The organism is Streptomyces sp. NPDC085460 (genome assembly GCF_044541975.1).
Taxonomy (GTDB): domain Bacteria; phylum Actinomycetota; class Actinomycetes; order Streptomycetales; family Streptomycetaceae; genus Streptomyces.
Genome location: NZ_JBITTO010000005.1, coordinates 328777 through 345756, shown reverse-complemented (window position 1 = coordinate 345756; position 16980 = coordinate 328777). Strand labels below are relative to the sequence as shown.

The following is a 16980-nucleotide window of genomic DNA, read 5'->3' as shown; positions in this document are numbered from 1 at the left end:
CGCCGTGCGCCCGCCCGCCCCGGGACGGGACAATACGGTCATGGATCGGAGTTTCGAAGAACTGGTGGCCGAGGCCGAGGCCGCCCCGATGGAGGGCTGGGACTTCTCCTGGCTCGACGGGCGGGCCACCGAGGAGCGGCCCTCCTGGGGCTATCAGCGGCTGCTGGGCGAGCGGCTGGGCGCGGCCACGGCCGTGCTCGACATCCAGACCGGGGGCGGGGAGGTGCTGGCCGGGGCCGGGAAGCTGCCGCCGCTCGCGGCGGCCACCGAGTCCTGGCCGCCGAACGTGGCGAAGGCGACCCGGCTCCTTCACCCGCTCGGCGCGGTCGTCGTCCACGACGAGGACGAGCCGCCGCTGCCCTTCGGCGACGCCGCCTTCGACCTGGTCGTCAGCCGCCACCCGGTGACGGTGTGGTGGGCCGAGATCGCCCGGGTGCTGCGGCCGGGCGGCACGTACCTCTCCCAGCAGGTGGGCCCGGCCAGCGTCTTCGAGCTGGTCGAGTACTTCCTCGGGCCGCAGCCGGAGGAGGTCCGCCGGGCCCGGCACCCCGAGGACGCGCGGCGGGACGCCGAGGCGGCCGGCCTGGAGGTGGTGGACCTGCGGGCGGAGTCGCTGCGGACCGAGTTCCGGGACGTGGGCGCGGTCGTCTGGTTCCTGCGGAAGGTGATCTGGATGGTGCCGGGCTTCACGGTGGAGGCGTACCGGGACCGGCTGCGGGAACTGCACGAGCGGATCGGCCGGGAGGGACCGTTCGCGGCCACGACGACCCGGTTCCTCATCGAGGCGCGCCACCCCTGAGCCGGCCGGAACGGATTTGCGCCGGGACCCGACGGCGGGTCAGGGTCGTGCCATGAGCACGCTGTTCGACGCCATCGCGGGCGGGGACGAGGACGCGGTCGTCCGGGCCCTGCGCGCGGGGGCCGATCCCGAGGCCGACGACGACGGGGAGACCGCCCTCTACCTCGCGGCGGTCGCCGACGAACCGGGGATCGTACGGCTGCTGCTCGCCGCCGGCGCCGACCCCGGCCGGGCGAGCGGGCCGGACGGCGGCGACCTGCCGCTGTGCGGGGCGGCCTGCGGCGGACACGCGGGGACGGTACGCGCGCTGCTGGCGGCGGGCGCGGCGCCCGACCAGGAGGAGGAGTTCGGCTTCACCGCGCTCGCCTGGGCGGTCCGGCTCGGCCACGCCGAGACCGCGCGGGTCCTCCTAGAGCACGGCGCCGACCCCGACCGCCCCGGCCCCGACGGGCTCGCCCCGCTGGCCGCCGCCGCCCGGCGCGGCTCCACCGCCTGCGTACGGGCGCTGCTCGACCACGGCGCGCGGGGCGCGGCGCCGGCGCTGCGGGAGGCCCGGCGGTGGATCGGCGTGGACATGGCGGCCGAGCTGCGGCGCGGCCTGGTCGCGGGGAACGACAGCGGGGAGACGTACGAGGCGGTGGTCCGGCGGGTCCGGGAGGACGGCGGCGTGACCGTGGTCGTCGAGCTGCTGCGGGAGGACGGCCGGCCGGGGCGCGGTGACGAGCGGCAGACCGGGCACGCGGCCGTCGCGACCCTCCTGGAGGCGGCGCTCGGCCGGCGCACCCCGCACGAGGAACTGGCGGCGCGGGCGCTGCGCTGCGGGGACCCGGAGCTCGACGACTGGACGACCGCCGTGGCGGAGCTCGCCGGCCGGGCCGACGAGGAGACCTTCGTGGCGGCGGCCGCCTGGTGCGCCTACCGCGACCCGCTGCGGCGGGCGCTCGGCGCGCGCGTCCTGGGCGCCCTGCCCGGATTCGCCGCGAGCGCGCTGCCGGTGCTGCGGCGCCTGGCGGCGGAGGCGGCCGGCCCGGCCCGGGAACCGGTCCTGTCGGTGGTGACGGCGCTCGGGGCGTGCGCCGACCCGGCGGCGCTGCCGGAGCTGCTGGCCGCCGCCGGCCATCCGGACCCGGAGGTGCGTCGGGCGGTGGCGGGCGCGCTGGCGGGGCTCGTACCGGCCGGGGACATGGAGGCGCTGGGGGTGCTGCTCGGGCTGAGCAGGGACGGGGACGCGCGGGTGCGGGACTGGGCGGTGCTGGCCCTCGCCGAACTGCCGGACGACACCCCGCTCGTACGGGAGGCGCTGGCGGAGCGGCTCGCCGACCCCGATCCGGAGACGGCGGCGGAGGCGGCCCGCGGGCTCGCCATCCGCCAGGACCCGCGGGCGGTGGACGCGCTGGCGGCCGTCCTGGCGGACGGCGACGCGGACGGCGCGCCCCGCGAGACGGCCCTGGCCGCCCTGGAGTTCGTACGCGACCCCCGGGTCAGGACCCGCCTGGAGTGGATCCCCCCACGCACCCGCTGACTCCCTCGCGCACGGCGCTCCGTCTCCCTCCTGGCCCCTGGGTGACGCGGGCCTGGGCGACGCGGCCCTGACTGACGGCACCCTGGCTGACGCCGCCTTGGCCGGCACGGGCACTGGACGCCCCCCTCGCCGGCACCGGCCCTCGCTGACGCCACCTTGGCCGGCACGGGCACTGGACGCCCTCCCTCGCGGGCACCGGCCCTCGCTGACGCCACCTTGGCCGGCACGGGCACTGGACGCCCTCCCTCGCGGGCACCGGCCCTCGCTGACGCCACCTTGGCGGGCACGGGCGCCGGCTGACCTTGGCCGGCACCGGCCCTCGTTGACGCCCACGCCGACGGCCACGCTCGCTGAATCCCGCCCCCGCTGACGCCGCCCCCGCCTCCCTCCCCGCCCTCACCGGTGGCCGACCTCACCGTGGCCGTCCTCGCTGACGCCCACGCTCACCCCCGCCCCCGCCTGACGCCCCCTCCGCCGACGCCCGCCCCGCGGGACCTCGCGGTTCCGACCCGGTCGGGCGCGACCCTCCCCTCGCGGCGTCCCGGCTGCTACCTTCCTCCCCGGGAGCCCGCCTAACAAGCGTTTGATTGACGGCAGCCGGCGTGCTGCGGCGTGTCTCCGCCCGCACCCCTTTCCCCCTCAGTAAGGGAGTCAGCCATGTCTCTGTCGAGACGCGCACTGCTGAGCACAGCCGGCACCGCCGGCGCCGCCGCCGTCGTCGCGGCGGTCGCCCCGCCCGCCGGCGCCGCCCGCCACCGGGGACCCCGCACCCCCCGCTCGCTCCGGCAGATCCCGCTCCAGGGTGCCGTGAACGTCCGTGACCTGGGCGGCTACCGCACCCTCGACGGCGAGCGGGTCCGGCACGGCCTCGTCTACCGGGCCGACCACCTCGGCAAGCTGACCGACGCCGACCTGACCACCCTCGGCGGGCTCGGGCTCTCGCGGGCGATCGACTTCCGGATCCCGCTGGAGGTCGCCTCCGACGGTGCCGACCGGCTGCCCGCGGGGGTCACCGCCGTCTCCCGGCCGATCACCGACAACGGCCTCTTCGGACAGCTGCACGCCGTCATCGGCTCGCGCGACCCGGTCCGCCAGGAGGAGGCCCTCGGCGGCGGCCGGGCGGCGGCCTTCATGGCGGACGTGTACCGCACCTTCGTCACGGACGCCGCCAACCGGAACGCCTTCGGGCAGACCCTGCGCGAGCTCGCCGCGCGCGGCGCGGGTCCGGTGCTCTACCACTGCACCTCGGGCAAGGACCGTACCGGCTGGACGAGTTGGCTCGCCCTGCGGCTCGTCGGCGTGCCGGAGCACCTCGCCACCGAGGACTACCTGGCCTCCAACACGATCCGCGCCGCGCACGACGCCCGGGTCCGCGAGGGCCTGCGGCAGGCCGGACTGATGCGGAACCCCGAGCTGATCGTGCCGCTGCAGGAGGTCCGCCGGGAGTACCTGGACGCGGCGCTCTCGGAGGTGCGCGCCGGCTACGGCAGCCTGTACCGCTATGTGACGGCCGGCCTGGGCCTGGACCCGCGCGCCCTGGTGGGTCTGCGGGAGCGGCTGGTCGGCTGACGCGGGGGCGGGCGCGGCCCGTGCGGGGGCCGCGCCCGCCTCCGCGCTCCCCGCAAAAAAGGGCCCCGGTCCGCGTCGCTCAGCCGCGGACGGCGATGCCGTCCAGGACCATCGACAGGTACTGGCGGGCGATCTCCTCGGGGCTGTGGTGGCCACCCGGCCGGTACCAGGAGGCCGCGACCCAGACGGTGTCGCGGACGAAGCGGTAGGTGAGCCGGATGTCGAGGTCGGCGCGGAACACGCCGTCCGCCACCCCGCGCTCCAGCGTGCCGAGCCACGCCTTCTCGAACCTGCTCTGCGAGTCCGCGAGGTAGGCGAAGCGGGGCAGGTCGGTGAGGTGCCGCGACTCCTTCTGGTAGATGGCGACGGCCGCGCGGTGGCGGTCGATCTCGCGGAAGGACTCGGTGACGAGGGCCTCGATGGTCTCCCGGGGGCCGAGCCCGGCGGCGAGGACGGCGTCGTACCCCTGCCACAGCTCGTCGAGGAAGGTGGAGAGGATCTCGTCGAGCATCGACTCCTTGGAGTCGAAGTGGTAGTAGAGGCTGCCGGCGAGCATGCCGGCGGCGTCCGCGATCTTGCGGACCGTGGTGGCGTTGTACCCCTGGGCGGCGAACACCTCGGCGGCGGTGTCGAGGAGTTCGCGGCGCCGCTCGGGCGCGGCGGCGTTCACCGGGTTCTTCTTCTTGGTCGCTGACACCCGCCCATTGTCGTCGGTCCATGCCCGGAGGTCCGCGCGGGCGTCCGGGCGGACGGGCTCAGCCGTCCTCGCGCGGCGGGGCGTCGTCGTTCCCGCGCCGCAGCGTCCGGGGCGCCTGCCCGGGGCGCCAGGTGGTGAAGCAGATCTCCTCGCCGTCCACCCAGGTCCGTACGACCTCGGCGGGCTCCACCCGGAACAGGTGGAAGGGCAGCGGCGCGCCGGCCTCGGCGGCGTACCGGGCGACCTCCTCCCGGTCGGTGATCTCGACCGCCCGCCCGGAGATCCGCACGTCCCCGCCGCCCATGCCGGTGCCGGCGCCGGGGTTGGCGAGCAGCGCGAACCGCGGGTCGCGGCGGAGGTCGAGCGCCTTGCGCGAGTTCGGCATCATGCCGAGCCACAGCTCGCCGCCCCGGAAGTCGGCCTCGATGCCGCTGAGCCGCGGCGAGCCGTCCTTCCGGAGGGTGGCGAGGGCGTGGTGGGTGTACTGCCCGAAGCGCTCACGCACGGTGGCGGCGAGTGCGGGCTCGGCGGCCTCGAAGGCCGCCCAGGTCGTGGTTCCGGTGTCTCGCATGGTGCCAGTCAACACCGGATACCCGACATCCACTGTCCGGATTGTTTGGGACGCCGGAACGGAGTTCCGGGACGGAGTCGCCGGGAACGGAGTCGCCGGAACGGGGTTCAGGAACCGGTCCGCTCCGCCTTGCTGCGCTCGACGCAGAACTCGTTGCCCTCCGGGTCGGCCAGGGTCGCCCAGCCCGTCCCGTCCGGATTCCGGTGGTCGCCGACGAGGGTGGCGCCGAGCGCGAGCAGCCGCTCGACCTCCTCGTCACGGGTGCGGTCCTGCGGCTGGATGTCGAGGTGGACCCGGTTCTTGACCGACTTCGGCTCCGGCACCTGGATGAAGAGGAGGCCGGCCCCCTCCGACTCGACGAGGGCCTCGGGGTCACCGGGCGCGTCGTCGTCGGAGACCTTGCTGTCGAGCACCTTCGCCCAGAACTCCGCGAGGGCGTAGGCGTCGGCACAGTCGATGGTCACGTGGCGTACGAGAGAACTCATGCGCCCATGATCCCCCCGGGGCCGGTCGCGGTCATCCGATTTCGGCGCGGACGATGCCCTGGGCGCGGGCGGCGGCGAGCCAGCGGGGGAACTCGGCGACCAGCCGGTCGTACAGCTCCGCGTCCGCGACCCGGCCGGGCTCCCGGCCGACGTGGAAGAAGCCGGAGTTGTCGACGCACCGCCGCTGGGGGACGGCGAGCTCGTCGAGCCGGCGCAGGAAGTCGAACTGCTTGCTGCCGGGGTCGCCGAAGCCGACGAACTGCCAGAAGATCGGCAGCCGGGCCGCCTTGCAGACGTACCGCTCGGCGGCGAGCCGGTTGATGGGGCCGCCGTCGGTCTGGAAGACGACGAGGGCGGGCGCGGTGGCCCCGCTGTCGAGGTAGTGGTCGATGACCGCGTCCATGGCGAGGTGGTAGCTGGTCTTGCCCATGTGGCCGAGGCCGGCGACGATCCGCTCCACCCGGCCCTGGTGGTCGTCGAGCCGGATCTCGGTCTCGGCGTCGACGTCGGTGGAGAAGAAGACGACCGGCACCCGTCCGTCGTCGTCGAGCTGGGCGGAGAGTCCGAGGACCCGGTCGGCGAGGGCCTGGACGCTGCCGTCGTTGTAGTACGGCTTCATGGAGCCGGAGTAGTCCACGACCAGGTACACGGCGACGCGCTGCCCGTCGACGCCGTGCCGGCGCAGCGACTCCCCCGCCGTCTTGTACAGGCTGACCAGCGCGGGCGCGGTCTCCTCCACCTTGCGCAGGCTCAGTGCCATCTCAGCGCTCCCCCTCGACTCTCCCGGCCTGCTCGGCCCTCTCGGCCTGCTCGGCTCTCCCGGCCTGCTCGGCCCTCTCGGCGTGCTCGGCCCTCTCGGCCTGCTCGGCCTTCTCGATGTCCGCGAGCATGGCCTCGGCCAGGTCGCGCTCGGCGGCGTGGTACCGCTCCGCCCAGGTGAGGGCGAGTCGCGGGTACGCCCACGCCTCCTCCGCCCCCGCCTCGGCCGCGTCGGCCGCGGCGCGGCGGCGCATCGACTCGGCGTGGTCGCGGTGGCCGGCCAGGATCTCCCGCACCCGGTCGGGTTCGAGGAGATGGCCGAGCCAGAGCCGCAGCAGCGGCCCGTGCTTGAGGACGGGCGGATCGACGGGGGCGGTTCCCGCCCAGGCGCGGACGGCGGACAGGCCCTCGCCGGTGATCCGGTAGACCCGCTTGTCGCGGCTGCCGGAGTCGGGGGCGACCAGGCGGGAGGTGGCGTACCCGGCCGTCTCCAGGCGGCGCAGCTCGCTGTAGATCTGGCTGAAGGAAGGACTCCAGTAGAAGAGTCCGAGCGAGCGGTCGGCCCACTTCTTGCAGTCGTAGCCGGACAACTCCCGCCCGAAGGAGAGCAGTCCGAGCACGGCCCAGCTCGTCGCGGGAAGTCCGGGCACCGTCGCGTCGTCGTCCTCCACGGTCCGCAGTGTACGGCTCTTCCTCCTCCTCCCTATGCCTGCTAGAAGTATGTCGACCAGGCATACACACCCTCGACATGCCTGCCATCGAACGGGAGGAGCACCCGTGAAGTTCTCCATGATCTTCGAAGCACAGCTCGTCGACCCGACCCCCGCCCGCGAGCACCAGCTGCTCCGCGACTGCGTCGAACAGGCCGTCCTCGCCGAGGAGATGGGCTTCGACCGGATCTGGGCGGTGGAGCACCACTCCCTCACCCGGTACGCGCACATGAGCGCGTCCGAGATCTTCCTGGCCTGGGTGGCGGCCAGGACCGAGCGGATCCGCGTCGGGCACGGCGTGGTGACCATGCCGTTCGGCTACCAGCACCCGGTCCGGGTCGCCGAGCGGACCGCGATGCTCGACGTCCTCTCCGGCGGGCGGGTCGACATCGGCGCGGGGCGGGGCGCGACCCGCCAGGAGATGCGCATGTTCGGGGTGCGCCCCGAGGACACCCGGCCGCAGACCGAGGAGGCGCTGCGGATCCTCGCGGCAGCCTGGCGGGAGGAGGAGTTCGAGTGGCACGGCACGCTCGACATCGGCCCCGGCGCGGTGCTTCCCCGCCCGGTCCAGACCCCGCACCCGCCGCTCTTCCTGGCCTGCTCGCAGCACGAGTCGCTCCGGCAGGCGGCCGAACTCGGCGTGGGGGCCCTGGTGCTGGGCTTCGCGGGCGCCGACGACGTGCGGGCGATGCGGAAGGTGTACGACGAGGCGCTGGCCGCCCGGGACGGTTCGCGGTTCGTCTCCACCGAGGTCAACGACCACTTCTCGGCGCTCTGCCCGACGGTCGTCCTCGACGACGCGGCCCGCGCGCTCCGGCTCGGCACCCGCGGCCAGCGCTTCTTCGCCGAGTCGATCGCCCACTGGTACGGCGGCGGGCCGGCCCCCGCCGGCTACGCGGAGGACGAGGACCACACCGCGGCGCTCGCCGGCCGGCGGGACGCGCTGGTGGCCCGGCTGCACGCGGCGGACGTCCCGGCCCGCCCCGTCGACACCGGCACGTACCACACCGACCACGCCTACGGCGACGCGGCCACGGCGATCGCGTACGTCGACCGGCTCCGCCGGATCGGCGTCGACGAGGTGATGTGCCTGATCCAGATGGGCACGGTCCCGCAGGAGGTGTGCCTGGAGACGATCCGCCAGTGGGGCGAGCGGGTCATCCCGCACTTCGGGCCCCGGACGCGCGGCGACGCCCGCCCCTGAGTCCACGGTCGGGGACGGGGCGGGCGTCGATCGGTTCCGTACGTCGTTGTACGGGACATCCGGGGGCGTCCGGGGACGCGTCAGACCAGCAGCGAGCGGTCCGTCGGGCGGATCGGGGCCGGCAGGGAGCTGGCACCGGTCAGGTAGCGGTCCACACCGCGGGCGGCGGACCGGCCCTCGGCGATGGCCCAGACGATCAGCGACTGGCCGCGGCCGGCGTCACCGGCGACGTAGACGCCGTCGACGTTGGTGGCGAAGTCGGCGTCGCGGGCGATGTTGCCCCGCTCGTCGAGGTCGACACCGAACTGGGCGACCAGGCCGTTGGCGACGTCCGTGCCGGTGAAGCCCATGGCGAGGGTGACCAGCTGCGCGGGGATCTTCCGCTCGGTGCCCGGCTTCTGGGTCAGCTTGCCGTCGACGAACTCGACCTCGATGAGGTGGAGGTGCTGGACGTTGCCGTCCTCGTCGCCCTCGAAGTGGGTGGTGGAGACGGAGTAGACCCGCTCGCCGCCCTCCTCGTGGGCCGAGGTGACCTTGTACAGCATGGGGAAGGTCGGCCAGGGCTGGTTGGCGTTCCGGTCCTCGCCCGGCTTCGGCATGATCTCCAGCTGGGTGACGGAGGCCGCGCCCTGCCGGTGGGCGGTGCCGACGCAGTCGGCGCCGGTGTCGCCGCCGCCGATGACGACGACGTGCTTGCCCTCGGCGGTGATCGGCGCGGCCACGAAGTCGCCCTCGACCACCTTGTTGGCGAGCGGCAGGTACTCCATCGCCTGATGGATGCCCTTGAGCTCGCGGCCCGGGACGGGCAGGTCGCGGGCGGTGGTGGCGCCGGCGGCGACCACGACCGCGTCGAACCGCTTGCGCAGGTCGGTGGCGGTGACGTCGCGGCCGACCTCGACGCCGGTGCGGAACTTGGTGCCCTCCGCGCGCATCTGCTCGATGCGGCGGTTGATGTGCCGCTTCTCCATCTTGAACTCGGGGATGCCGTAGCGCAGCAGGCCGCCGATGCGGTCGGCGCGCTCGTACACGACCACGGTGTGGCCGGCCCGGGTCAGCTGCTGGGCGGCGGCGAGGCCCGCCGGGCCGGAGCCGATGACGGCGACGGTCTTGCCGGAGAGGCGCTCGGGCGCCTGCGGCTTGACGTCGTTGGCGTCCCACGCCTTGTCGATGATGGAGACTTCGACGTTCTTGATGGTGACGGCCGGCTGGTTGATGCCGAGCACGCACGCCGACTCGCACGGAGCCGGGCACAGGCGGCCGGTGAACTCCGGGAAGTTGTTGGTGGCGTGGAGGCGCTCGGACGCGGCCGACCAGTCCTCGCGGTAGGCGTAGTCGTTCCACTCGGGGATCAGGTTCCCGAGCGGGCAGCCGTTGTGGCAGAACGGGATGCCGCAGTCCATGCAGCGGCCGGCCTGCTTGCTGATGATCGGCAGCAGGGAGCCGGGGACGTAGACCTCGTTCCAGTCGCGGACGCGCTCCGCGACGGGGCGGGTCCGGGCGACCTCGCGGCCGGTGGTGAGAAAGCCCTTCGGGTCAGCCATGGGTCGCCGCCTCCATCATCTTCTCGGTGGTCTCCTGCTCGGAGAGACCGGCGAGCTCAGCGGCGTCCTTGGCGGCGAGCACTGCCTTGTACGTGGTCGGGATGATCTTGCTGAAGCGGCTCACCGCCGCGTCCCAGTCGGCCAGGAGCTTCTCGGCCACGGTGGAGCCGGTCTCCTCCTGGTGGCGGCGCACGACGTCGTGCAGCCACGCCTTGTCGGTGTCCGACGGCGCCTCGACCGCTCCGAGGTTGCCGGAGTTGACGTGGTTCAGGTCGAGGTCGATGACGTAGGCGACGCCGCCGGACATGCCCGCCGCGAAGTTGCGGCCGGTCTCGCCGAGGACGACCGCCGTGCCGCCGGTCATGTACTCGCAGCCGTGGTCGCCCACGCCCTCCGAGACGACCAGGGCACCGGAGTTGCGGACGCAGAAGCGCTCGCCGGTGCGGCCGCGCAGGAAGAGCTCGCCGCCGGTGGCACCGTACGCGATGGTGTTGCCCGCGATGGTGGAGTACTCGGCCAGGTGGTCGGCGCCGCGGTCCGGGCGGACGATCACCCGGCCGCCGGAGAGGCCCTTGCCGACGAAGTCGTTGGCGTCGCCCTCCAGGCGGAGGGTCACACCGGACGGCAGGAAGGCGCCGAAGGACTGGCCGGCGGAGCCGGTGAAGGTGAGGTCGATGGTGTCGGCCGGGAGGCCGGCGCCGCCGAACTTCTTCGTCACCTCGTGGCCGAGCATGGTGCCGACCGTGCGGTTGATGTTGCGGATCGCGACCTGGGCGCGGACCGGCTGGGCCTGCTCGGCCGAGGGGGCGTTCAGCGCCTCGGCGGCGAGCTGGATGAGCTGGTTGTCGAGCGCCTTCTCCAGTCCGTGGTCCTGCTCGACCAGGGCGTGGCGGACCGCGCCCTGGGGCAGCTCCGGCACGTAGAAGAGCGGCTCCAGGTCGAGGCCCTGCGCCTTCCAGTGGGTGACCGCGCGGCTGGTGTCGAGGAGCTCGGCGTGGCCGACGGCCTCCTCGATGGAGCGGAAGCCCAGCTCGGCGAGGAGCTCGCGGACCTCCTGCGCGATGAACTCGAAGAAGTTGACGACGTACTCGGCCTTGCCGGAGAAGCGGTCGCGCAGGACCGGGTTCTGGGTGGCGATGCCGACCGGGCAGGTGTCCAGGTGGCAGACGCGCATCATGACGCAGCCGGAGACGACGAGCGGCGCGGTCGCGAAACCGAACTCCTCGGCGCCGAGCAGCGCGGCGATGACGACGTCGCGGCCGGTCTTGAGCTGGCCGTCGGTCTGGACGACGATCCGGTCGCGCAGGCCGTTGAGCAGCAGCGTCTGCTGGGTCTCGGCGAGGCCGAGCTCCCAGGGGCCGCCCGCGTGCTTCAGCGAGGTCAGCGGGGAGGCGCCGGTGCCGCCGTCGTGGCCGGAGATGAGGACGACGTCCGCGTGGGCCTTGGACACGCCGGCCGCGACCGTGCCGACGCCGACCTCGGAGACCAGCTTCACGTGGATGCGGGCCCGCGGGTTGGCGTTCTTGAGGTCGTGGATCAGCTGGGCGAGATCCTCGATGGAGTAGATGTCGTGGTGCGGCGGCGGCGAGATGAGGCCGACGCCGGGCGTCGAGTGACGCGTCTTGGCGACCCACGGGTAGACCTTGTGGCCGGGCAGCTGGCCGCCCTCGCCGGGCTTGGCGCCCTGGGCCATCTTGATCTGGATGTCGTCGGCGTTGACCAGGTACTCGGAGGTGACGCCGAAGCGGCCGGAGGCGACCTGCTTGATCGAGGAGCGGCGCGCCGGGTCGTACAGGCGCTCCGGGTCCTCGCCGCCCTCACCGGTGTTCGACTTGCCGCCGAGCCGGTTCATGGCGATGGCGAGGGTCTCGTGCGCCTCCTGGGAGATGGAGCCGTACGACATGGCGCCGGTGGAGAAGCGCTTGACGATCTCGGAGACCGGCTCGACCTCGTCGACGGAGATCGGGGTGCGGCCCTCGGCGGCGAAGCCGAACAGGCCGCGGAGCGTCATGAGGCGCTCGGACTGCTCGTTCACCCGGTCCGTGTACTGCTTGAAGATGTCGTACCGCTTGTTCCGCGTGGCGTGCTGGAGGCGGAAGACGGTCTCCGGGTCGAAGAGGTGCGGCTCGCCCTCACGGCGCCACTGGTACTCGCCGCCGATCTCCAGCGCGCGGTGCGCGGAGGCGATGCCGGTGGCCGGGTACGCCTTGGCGTGGCGGGCGGCGACCTCCTTGGCGACGACGTCCAGGCCGGCGCCGCCGATCTTGGTGGCGGTGCCGTTGAAGTACCGGGAGACGAACTCGGCGTCGAGGCCGACGGCCTCGAAGACCTGGGCGCCGCGGTAGGAGGCGACCGTGGAGATGCCCATCTTCGACATGACCTTGAGGACGCCCTTGCCGAGGGCGTAGATCAGGTTGCGGATGGCCTGCTCGGGCTCGATGCCGTTGAGGAAGGTGCCGGCGCGGAGCAGGTCCTCGACGGACTCCATGGCGAGGTACGGGTTGACCGCCGCGGCGCCGTAGCCGATGAGCAGGGCGACGTGGTGGACCTCGCGGACGTCGCCGGCCTCGACCAGCAGGCCCACCATGGTGCGCTGCTTGGTGCGGATGAGGTGGTGGTGGACGGCGGCGGTGAGCAGCAGCGACGGGATCGGCGCGTGCTCGGCGTCGGAGTGCCGGTCGGAGAGGACGATCAGGCGGGCGCCGCCCTCGATCGCCGCGTCGGCCTCGGCGCAGATGGCGTCGATGCGGGCGGCGAGGGCCTCGCCGCCGCCGGAGACCCGGTAGAGGCCGGAGAGCGTGGCGGCCTTCATGCCCGGCATGTCGCCGTCGTGGTTGATGTGGATGAGCTTGGCGAGCTCGTCGTTGTCGATCACCGGGAAGGGCAGGGTGACCGAGCGGCAGGAGGCCGCGGTCGGGTCGAGCAGGTTGCCCTGGGGACCGAGGGAGGAGCGGAGGCTCGTCACGAGCTCTTCACGGATGGCGTCCAGCGGCGGGTTGGTGACCTGCGCGAACAGCTGGGTGAAGTAGTCGAAGAGGAGCCGGGGGCGCTCGGAGAGCGCGGCGATGGGCGAGTCGGTGCCCATGGAGCCGATCGGCTCGGCGCCGGCGCGGGCCATCGGGGCGAGGAGGACGCGGAGCTCTTCCTCGGTGTAGCCGAAGGTCTGCTGGCGGCGGGTGACCGAGGCGTGGGTGTGCACGATGTGCTCGCGCTCGGGGAGGTCGGAGAGCTCGATCTCGCCGGTCTCCAGCCACTCCGCGTACGGCTGCTCGGCGGCGAGGGCGGCCTTGATCTCGTCGTCCTCGATGATGCGGTGCTCGGCGGTGTCGACGAGGAACATCTTGCCGGGCTGGAGGCGGCCCTTGCGGACGACCTTGGCGGGGTCGATGTCGAGGACGCCGACCTCGGAGGAGAGGACGACGAGGCCCTCGTCGGTGACCCAGTAGCGGCCGGGGCGCAGACCGTTGCGGTCGAGGACCGCGCCGACCTGGACGCCGTCGGTGAAGGTGACGCAGGCGGGGCCGTCCCAGGGCTCCATCATCGTGGAGTGGTACTGGTAGAAGGCGTGCCGCGCGGGGTCCATGGAGTCGTGGTTCTCCCACGCCTCGGGGACCATCATCAGGACGGCGTGCGGCAGCGAGCGGCCGCCGAGGTGGAGCAGCTCCAGGACCTCGTCGAAGGAGGCGGTGTCGGAGGCGTCGGGGGTGCAGATCGGGAAGATCCGCTCCAGGCCCTTGCCGTCGCGGCTCTCGCCGAAGACGTCGCCGGCGAGCTGGGCCTCGCGGGCGGTCATCCAGTTGCGGTTGCCCTTGACCGTGTTGATCTCGCCGTTGTGGGCGACGAAGCGGTACGGGTGGGCGAGCGGCCAGCTCGGGAAGGTGTTGGTGGAGAACCGGGAGTGGACGAGGGCGACGGCGGAGGCCAGGCGCCGGTCCGACAGGTCCGGGAAGAAGGGCTCCAGCTGGCCGGTGGTGAGCATGCCCTTGTAGACGAGGGTGCGGGCGGAGAGCGACGGGAAGTACGCCGCCGCCTCGCGCTCGGCGCGCTTGCGGAGCACGAACGCCTTGCGGTCCAGCGCAATGCCGGTGGTCTCGCCGTCGGTCACGAAGACCTGGCGGAAGGCCGGCATGGTGGAGCGGGCGGTGGCGCCGAGCAAGCCGGGGGCGACGGGGACCTCGCGCCAGCCGAGGACGGTGAGGCCCTCTTCGGCGGCGATCGCCTCGACCGCGGCGGCGGTCTCGTCGGCGGAGTCGACGGGGAGGAAGGCGGTGCCCACCGCGTACGCGCCGGCCTCGGGCAGCTCGAAGTCGGTGACCTCGCGGAAGAAGGCGTCCGGGACCTGGAGCAGGATGCCGGCGCCGTCGCCGGAGTCCGGCTCGGAGCCGGTGGCGCCGCGGTGCTCGAGGTTGCGCAGTACGGTCAGCGCCTGCTCGACCAGCGCGTGGCTGGCCACACCGGTGAGGGTGGCCACGAACCCGACACCGCAGGCGTCGTGTTCGTTACGGGGGTCGTACATGCCCTGGGGGGCGGGGCGACCGTCCATGGGCGACCAGGCGTCGGAACGCATCGGCTCTCCCGTCGTCGTCGTGGCATATGAAGCTGCCGAGGGACGACGTTGGCCCTCCGCGAAATTTCGTGCAGGTTACATGATGGAGTGATTCTCGCCTAGTGGATAGCGCGTTCCAGCATGCGGACACCACCGATACGGAGCGGTGGTGCGCGTTCACCTGTTCTCTCTGTGTGCGGAGGCAGTGACTGCACCGTGACTGCTCCGCGGGGGACGGAACCGCAAGGGTCGTGCCGGTCCGTCTCGGGAGGGCTTCGTTGCCCAACGACGCTTCTGCCTCTTTCCCGTTGGTCACGGGTTCGAAACCGCCGGGTAACCGGCTACATATGTGGCGTCGTGCATAGTGTCTCACCGCCGCGAGGGTTCCGACCAGGGATATTCGTCACAGCGAGAATGCGCCTTTCACCCCGCAAAGTCACCCCGAAATGCCCGAGAAGCCCCTTGCGAGGGCCTCTCGGGCTTGTGTGCCGGTACGGATTCCGTTTCCGCGGGTACGGACTCCGCTGCCCGCCGGCACGGGCGGCGGCGCCCCTAGAGCGCGGCTAGAGCGCGGCGCCGAAGAGCATGCCGAGGCCGTACGTGACGGCCGCGGCGGCACCGCCGAGCACCAGCTGGCGCAGGCCGCTGAACCACCAGCCGCGCGCGGTGACCCGGGCGACCAGCGCGCCGCAGCCGAAGAGGCCGAGGAGCGCGAGCAGCACGGCGGGCCAGAGCGCGGTGGCGCCGAGCAGGTACGGCAGCAGCGGCAGCAGCGCGCCGAGCGCGAAGGAGGCGAAGGACGAGACGGCGGCGACGACCGGCGACGGCAGGTCGTCGGGGTCGATGCCCAGCTCCTCGCGGGCGTGGATCTCCAGCGCCTGCTCGGGGTCCCGGGAGAGCTGCATCGCGACCTCGCGGGCGAGGGCGGGCTCGACGCCCCGGGAGACGTAGAGGGCGGCCAGCTCCTCCATCTCGTCGACCGGGTGCTTGCGCAACTGCCGGCGCTCCACATCGAGTTCCGCCTGGACGAGCTCGCGCTGCGAGGCGACCGAGGTGTACTCGCCGGCCGCCATGGAGAAGGCTCCCGCGGCCAGTCCCGCGAGACCGGTGACGACGATGGTCTGCGAGGAGACCGCGCCGCCGGCGACACCGGTCATCAGGGCCAGGTTCGAGACCAGGCCGTCCATCGCGCCGAAGACCGCCGGCCGCAGCCAACCGCCGTTCACGTCACGGTGGGTGTGGTTGTCTCGGTGGGCCTCGTGCAGTGGTGCCTGGGCTTCGATGATGGACATGGCTCTCCCCTCGTTCCGGCGGGCCGGGTCGCACCCGCCGCCCCCAACACCCTCGAAAATACGCGCGATGTAAGGGGCTCGCCAGCAAGGCAGGCCGTACTTAGTAAGGCCCTCCTCAGTGTGGCGACCCTTCCCTGACGCCCCATCAGCACCACCTGTCCCACTGACAGACGGGTGACAGAAGCCGCGCACCGGCGAGTCGTCCGCCCGCCGTGGCACAGATCCAGGCGAAGGGGTACCGCCGAAGAGGTGCCCCCCACCGAGGAAGGGGCGCGGAGATGGTGACCACGACATGCGACACCCGGGAACGGGCGAGGGGGGCGCTGCTCGGCCTCGCCGTCGGCGACGCGCTCGGCGCCCCCGCGGAGAACATGAAGCCCTCCGAGATCCGCCGCAGGTGGGGGCGGATCGAGGGCTTCCTGACGGACCGTCCGGCGGGCACCGACGACACCGAGTACGCGATCTTCTCCGCGCTGCTGCTCGCCCGGCACGGCTCGGCGCTCACCGTGGCCCACGTCGAGCGGGCGTGGCACCGCTGGATCGCGGACCTCGACGAGGGCCCGTTCCGCGGCGCGGGCTTCTCCGAGCGCGGCACCCTGGAGAACCTCCGGCGGGGCCTCGCGGCCCCCATCTCCGCCCAGCACCGGCACGCGTGGTCGGACGGCCTGGCGATGCGGGCGGCGCCGTTCGGCGTCTTCGCGGCGGGCCGGCCCGCCGAGGCGGCCCGGCTCGTCGCCATCGACGGCACCGTCAGCCACGAGGGCGAGGGCATCTACGGCGGCCAGGCGGTGGCGGCGGGGGTCGCGGCGGCGATGTCCGGCGCGACCGTCACCTCGGTCATCGCGGCGGCCCTCTCCGTCATCCCCATGGACTCCTGGACGGCCCGCTCGCTGCGCCGCGCGGTGGTCGCCGCGCAGCGCGTCCAGCCGGACCCGCTCACCCGCGAACGCCAGGTCCGCTCGGCGGTCGTCATCGGCGGCTATCCCTGGACGGATCTGGCCCCGGAGGCGGTGGGGCTCGCCTTCGGCGCCTTCGCCGCGGCGCGCGGCGACTTCCGTACGGCCGTCCTCACCGCCGTCAACATGGGCCGCGACGCCGACACCACGGCGGCGGTGGCCGGCGCGCTTGCCGGCGCGGCGGGCGGGATCGCGTCCATCCCGGAGGACTGGGCCTCCGCCATCACCCCGGTGACCGGCAGCTGCCTCCCCACCATGCGCGGCTACCACGTCCTGGACATCGCCGACCTCCTGACCGAAGAGGAAACCCCCTGATGCCCCTCGACCCC

The 16980-nt window shown here is 73.4% G+C and carries 13 protein-coding genes; 5 read left to right on the top strand and 8 right to left on the bottom strand.

Annotated elements, in window-relative coordinates:
* Positions 1-40 precede the first annotated feature (40 nt).
* The 3 genes from ACIGHB_RS15395 to ACIGHB_RS15385 all read left to right on the top strand — a co-directional run bounded on the left by ACIGHB_RS15395 (position 41) and on the right by ACIGHB_RS15385 (position 3890).
* Entirely contained in the window at positions 41-799 is a 759-nt protein-coding gene (locus ACIGHB_RS15395; RefSeq protein WP_399913289.1) for a class I SAM-dependent methyltransferase, read from the top strand.
* A gap of 52 nt (positions 800-851) precedes the next feature.
* Positions 852-2321 carry an ankyrin repeat domain-containing protein gene (locus ACIGHB_RS15390; RefSeq protein WP_399913286.1) on the top strand — a complete coding sequence of 490 codons (1470 nt, stop codon included), beginning with the start codon at positions 852-854 and terminating at the stop codon, positions 2319-2321.
* Between the two features lie 657 nt (positions 2322-2978).
* Positions 2979-3890, top strand: coding sequence for a tyrosine-protein phosphatase (locus ACIGHB_RS15385; RefSeq protein ID WP_399913283.1), 912 nt, complete (start codon positions 2979-2981; stop codon positions 3888-3890).
* A gap of 79 nt (positions 3891-3969) precedes the next feature.
* Here ACIGHB_RS15385 and ACIGHB_RS15380 read toward each other — a convergent pair whose 3' ends face one another.
* From ACIGHB_RS15380 to ACIGHB_RS15360, 5 genes are all read right to left on the bottom strand, one after another.
* Positions 3970-4587, bottom strand: coding sequence for a TetR/AcrR family transcriptional regulator (locus ACIGHB_RS15380; protein WP_360320956.1), 618 nt, complete (start codon positions 4585-4587; stop codon positions 3970-3972).
* Positions 4588-4645: 58 nt separating this feature from the next.
* Positions 4646-5158 (bottom strand): pyridoxamine 5'-phosphate oxidase family protein, encoded by a 513-nt coding sequence (locus tag ACIGHB_RS15375; RefSeq protein WP_388869837.1) that lies wholly within the window; start codon positions 5156-5158, stop codon positions 4646-4648.
* Between the two features lie 107 nt (positions 5159-5265).
* A complete protein-coding gene (locus tag ACIGHB_RS15370; RefSeq protein WP_360320962.1) occupies positions 5266-5643 on the bottom strand; it encodes a VOC family protein in 378 nt (125 codons plus the stop codon).
* Positions 5644-5674: 31 nt separating this feature from the next.
* Positions 5675-6403: a VWA domain-containing protein gene (locus tag ACIGHB_RS15365; protein ID WP_360320965.1), complete on the bottom strand. Its 729-nt coding sequence runs from the start codon at positions 6401-6403 to the stop codon at positions 5675-5677.
* 1 nt (position 6404) lies between these two features.
* Positions 6405-7073 carry a helix-turn-helix transcriptional regulator gene (locus ACIGHB_RS15360; protein WP_399913279.1) on the bottom strand — a complete coding sequence of 223 codons (669 nt, stop codon included), beginning with the start codon at positions 7071-7073 and terminating at the stop codon, positions 6405-6407.
* Positions 7074-7179: 106 nt separating this feature from the next.
* Between ACIGHB_RS15360 and ACIGHB_RS15355 the strand changes: the two genes are divergently transcribed.
* Positions 7180-8316 carry an LLM class flavin-dependent oxidoreductase gene (locus ACIGHB_RS15355; protein WP_399913277.1) on the top strand — a complete coding sequence of 379 codons (1137 nt, stop codon included), beginning with the start codon at positions 7180-7182 and terminating at the stop codon, positions 8314-8316.
* A gap of 80 nt (positions 8317-8396) precedes the next feature.
* Here ACIGHB_RS15355 and ACIGHB_RS15350 read toward each other — a convergent pair whose 3' ends face one another.
* From ACIGHB_RS15350 to ACIGHB_RS15340, 3 genes are all read right to left on the bottom strand, one after another.
* On the bottom strand, positions 8397-9857 hold the full coding sequence (locus tag ACIGHB_RS15350) for a glutamate synthase subunit beta (RefSeq protein ID WP_399913274.1): 1461 nt from the start codon (positions 9855-9857) through the stop codon (positions 8397-8399).
* Positions 9850-14424 (bottom strand): glutamate synthase large subunit, encoded by a 4575-nt coding sequence (gltB, locus tag ACIGHB_RS15345; RefSeq protein WP_360320977.1) that lies wholly within the window; start codon positions 14422-14424, stop codon positions 9850-9852. The genes ACIGHB_RS15350 and gltB overlap by 8 nt, the downstream gene beginning before the upstream one ends.
* A 542-nt stretch (positions 14425-14966) precedes the next feature.
* A complete protein-coding gene (locus ACIGHB_RS15340; RefSeq protein WP_399913270.1) occupies positions 14967-15695 on the bottom strand; it encodes a VIT1/CCC1 transporter family protein in 729 nt (242 codons plus the stop codon).
* Positions 15696-15973: 278 nt separating this feature from the next.
* Between ACIGHB_RS15340 and ACIGHB_RS15335 the strand changes: the two genes are divergently transcribed.
* Entirely contained in the window at positions 15974-16966 is a 993-nt protein-coding gene (locus ACIGHB_RS15335; RefSeq protein ID WP_399913267.1) for an ADP-ribosylglycohydrolase family protein, read from the top strand.
* Positions 16967-16980 lie beyond the last annotated feature (14 nt).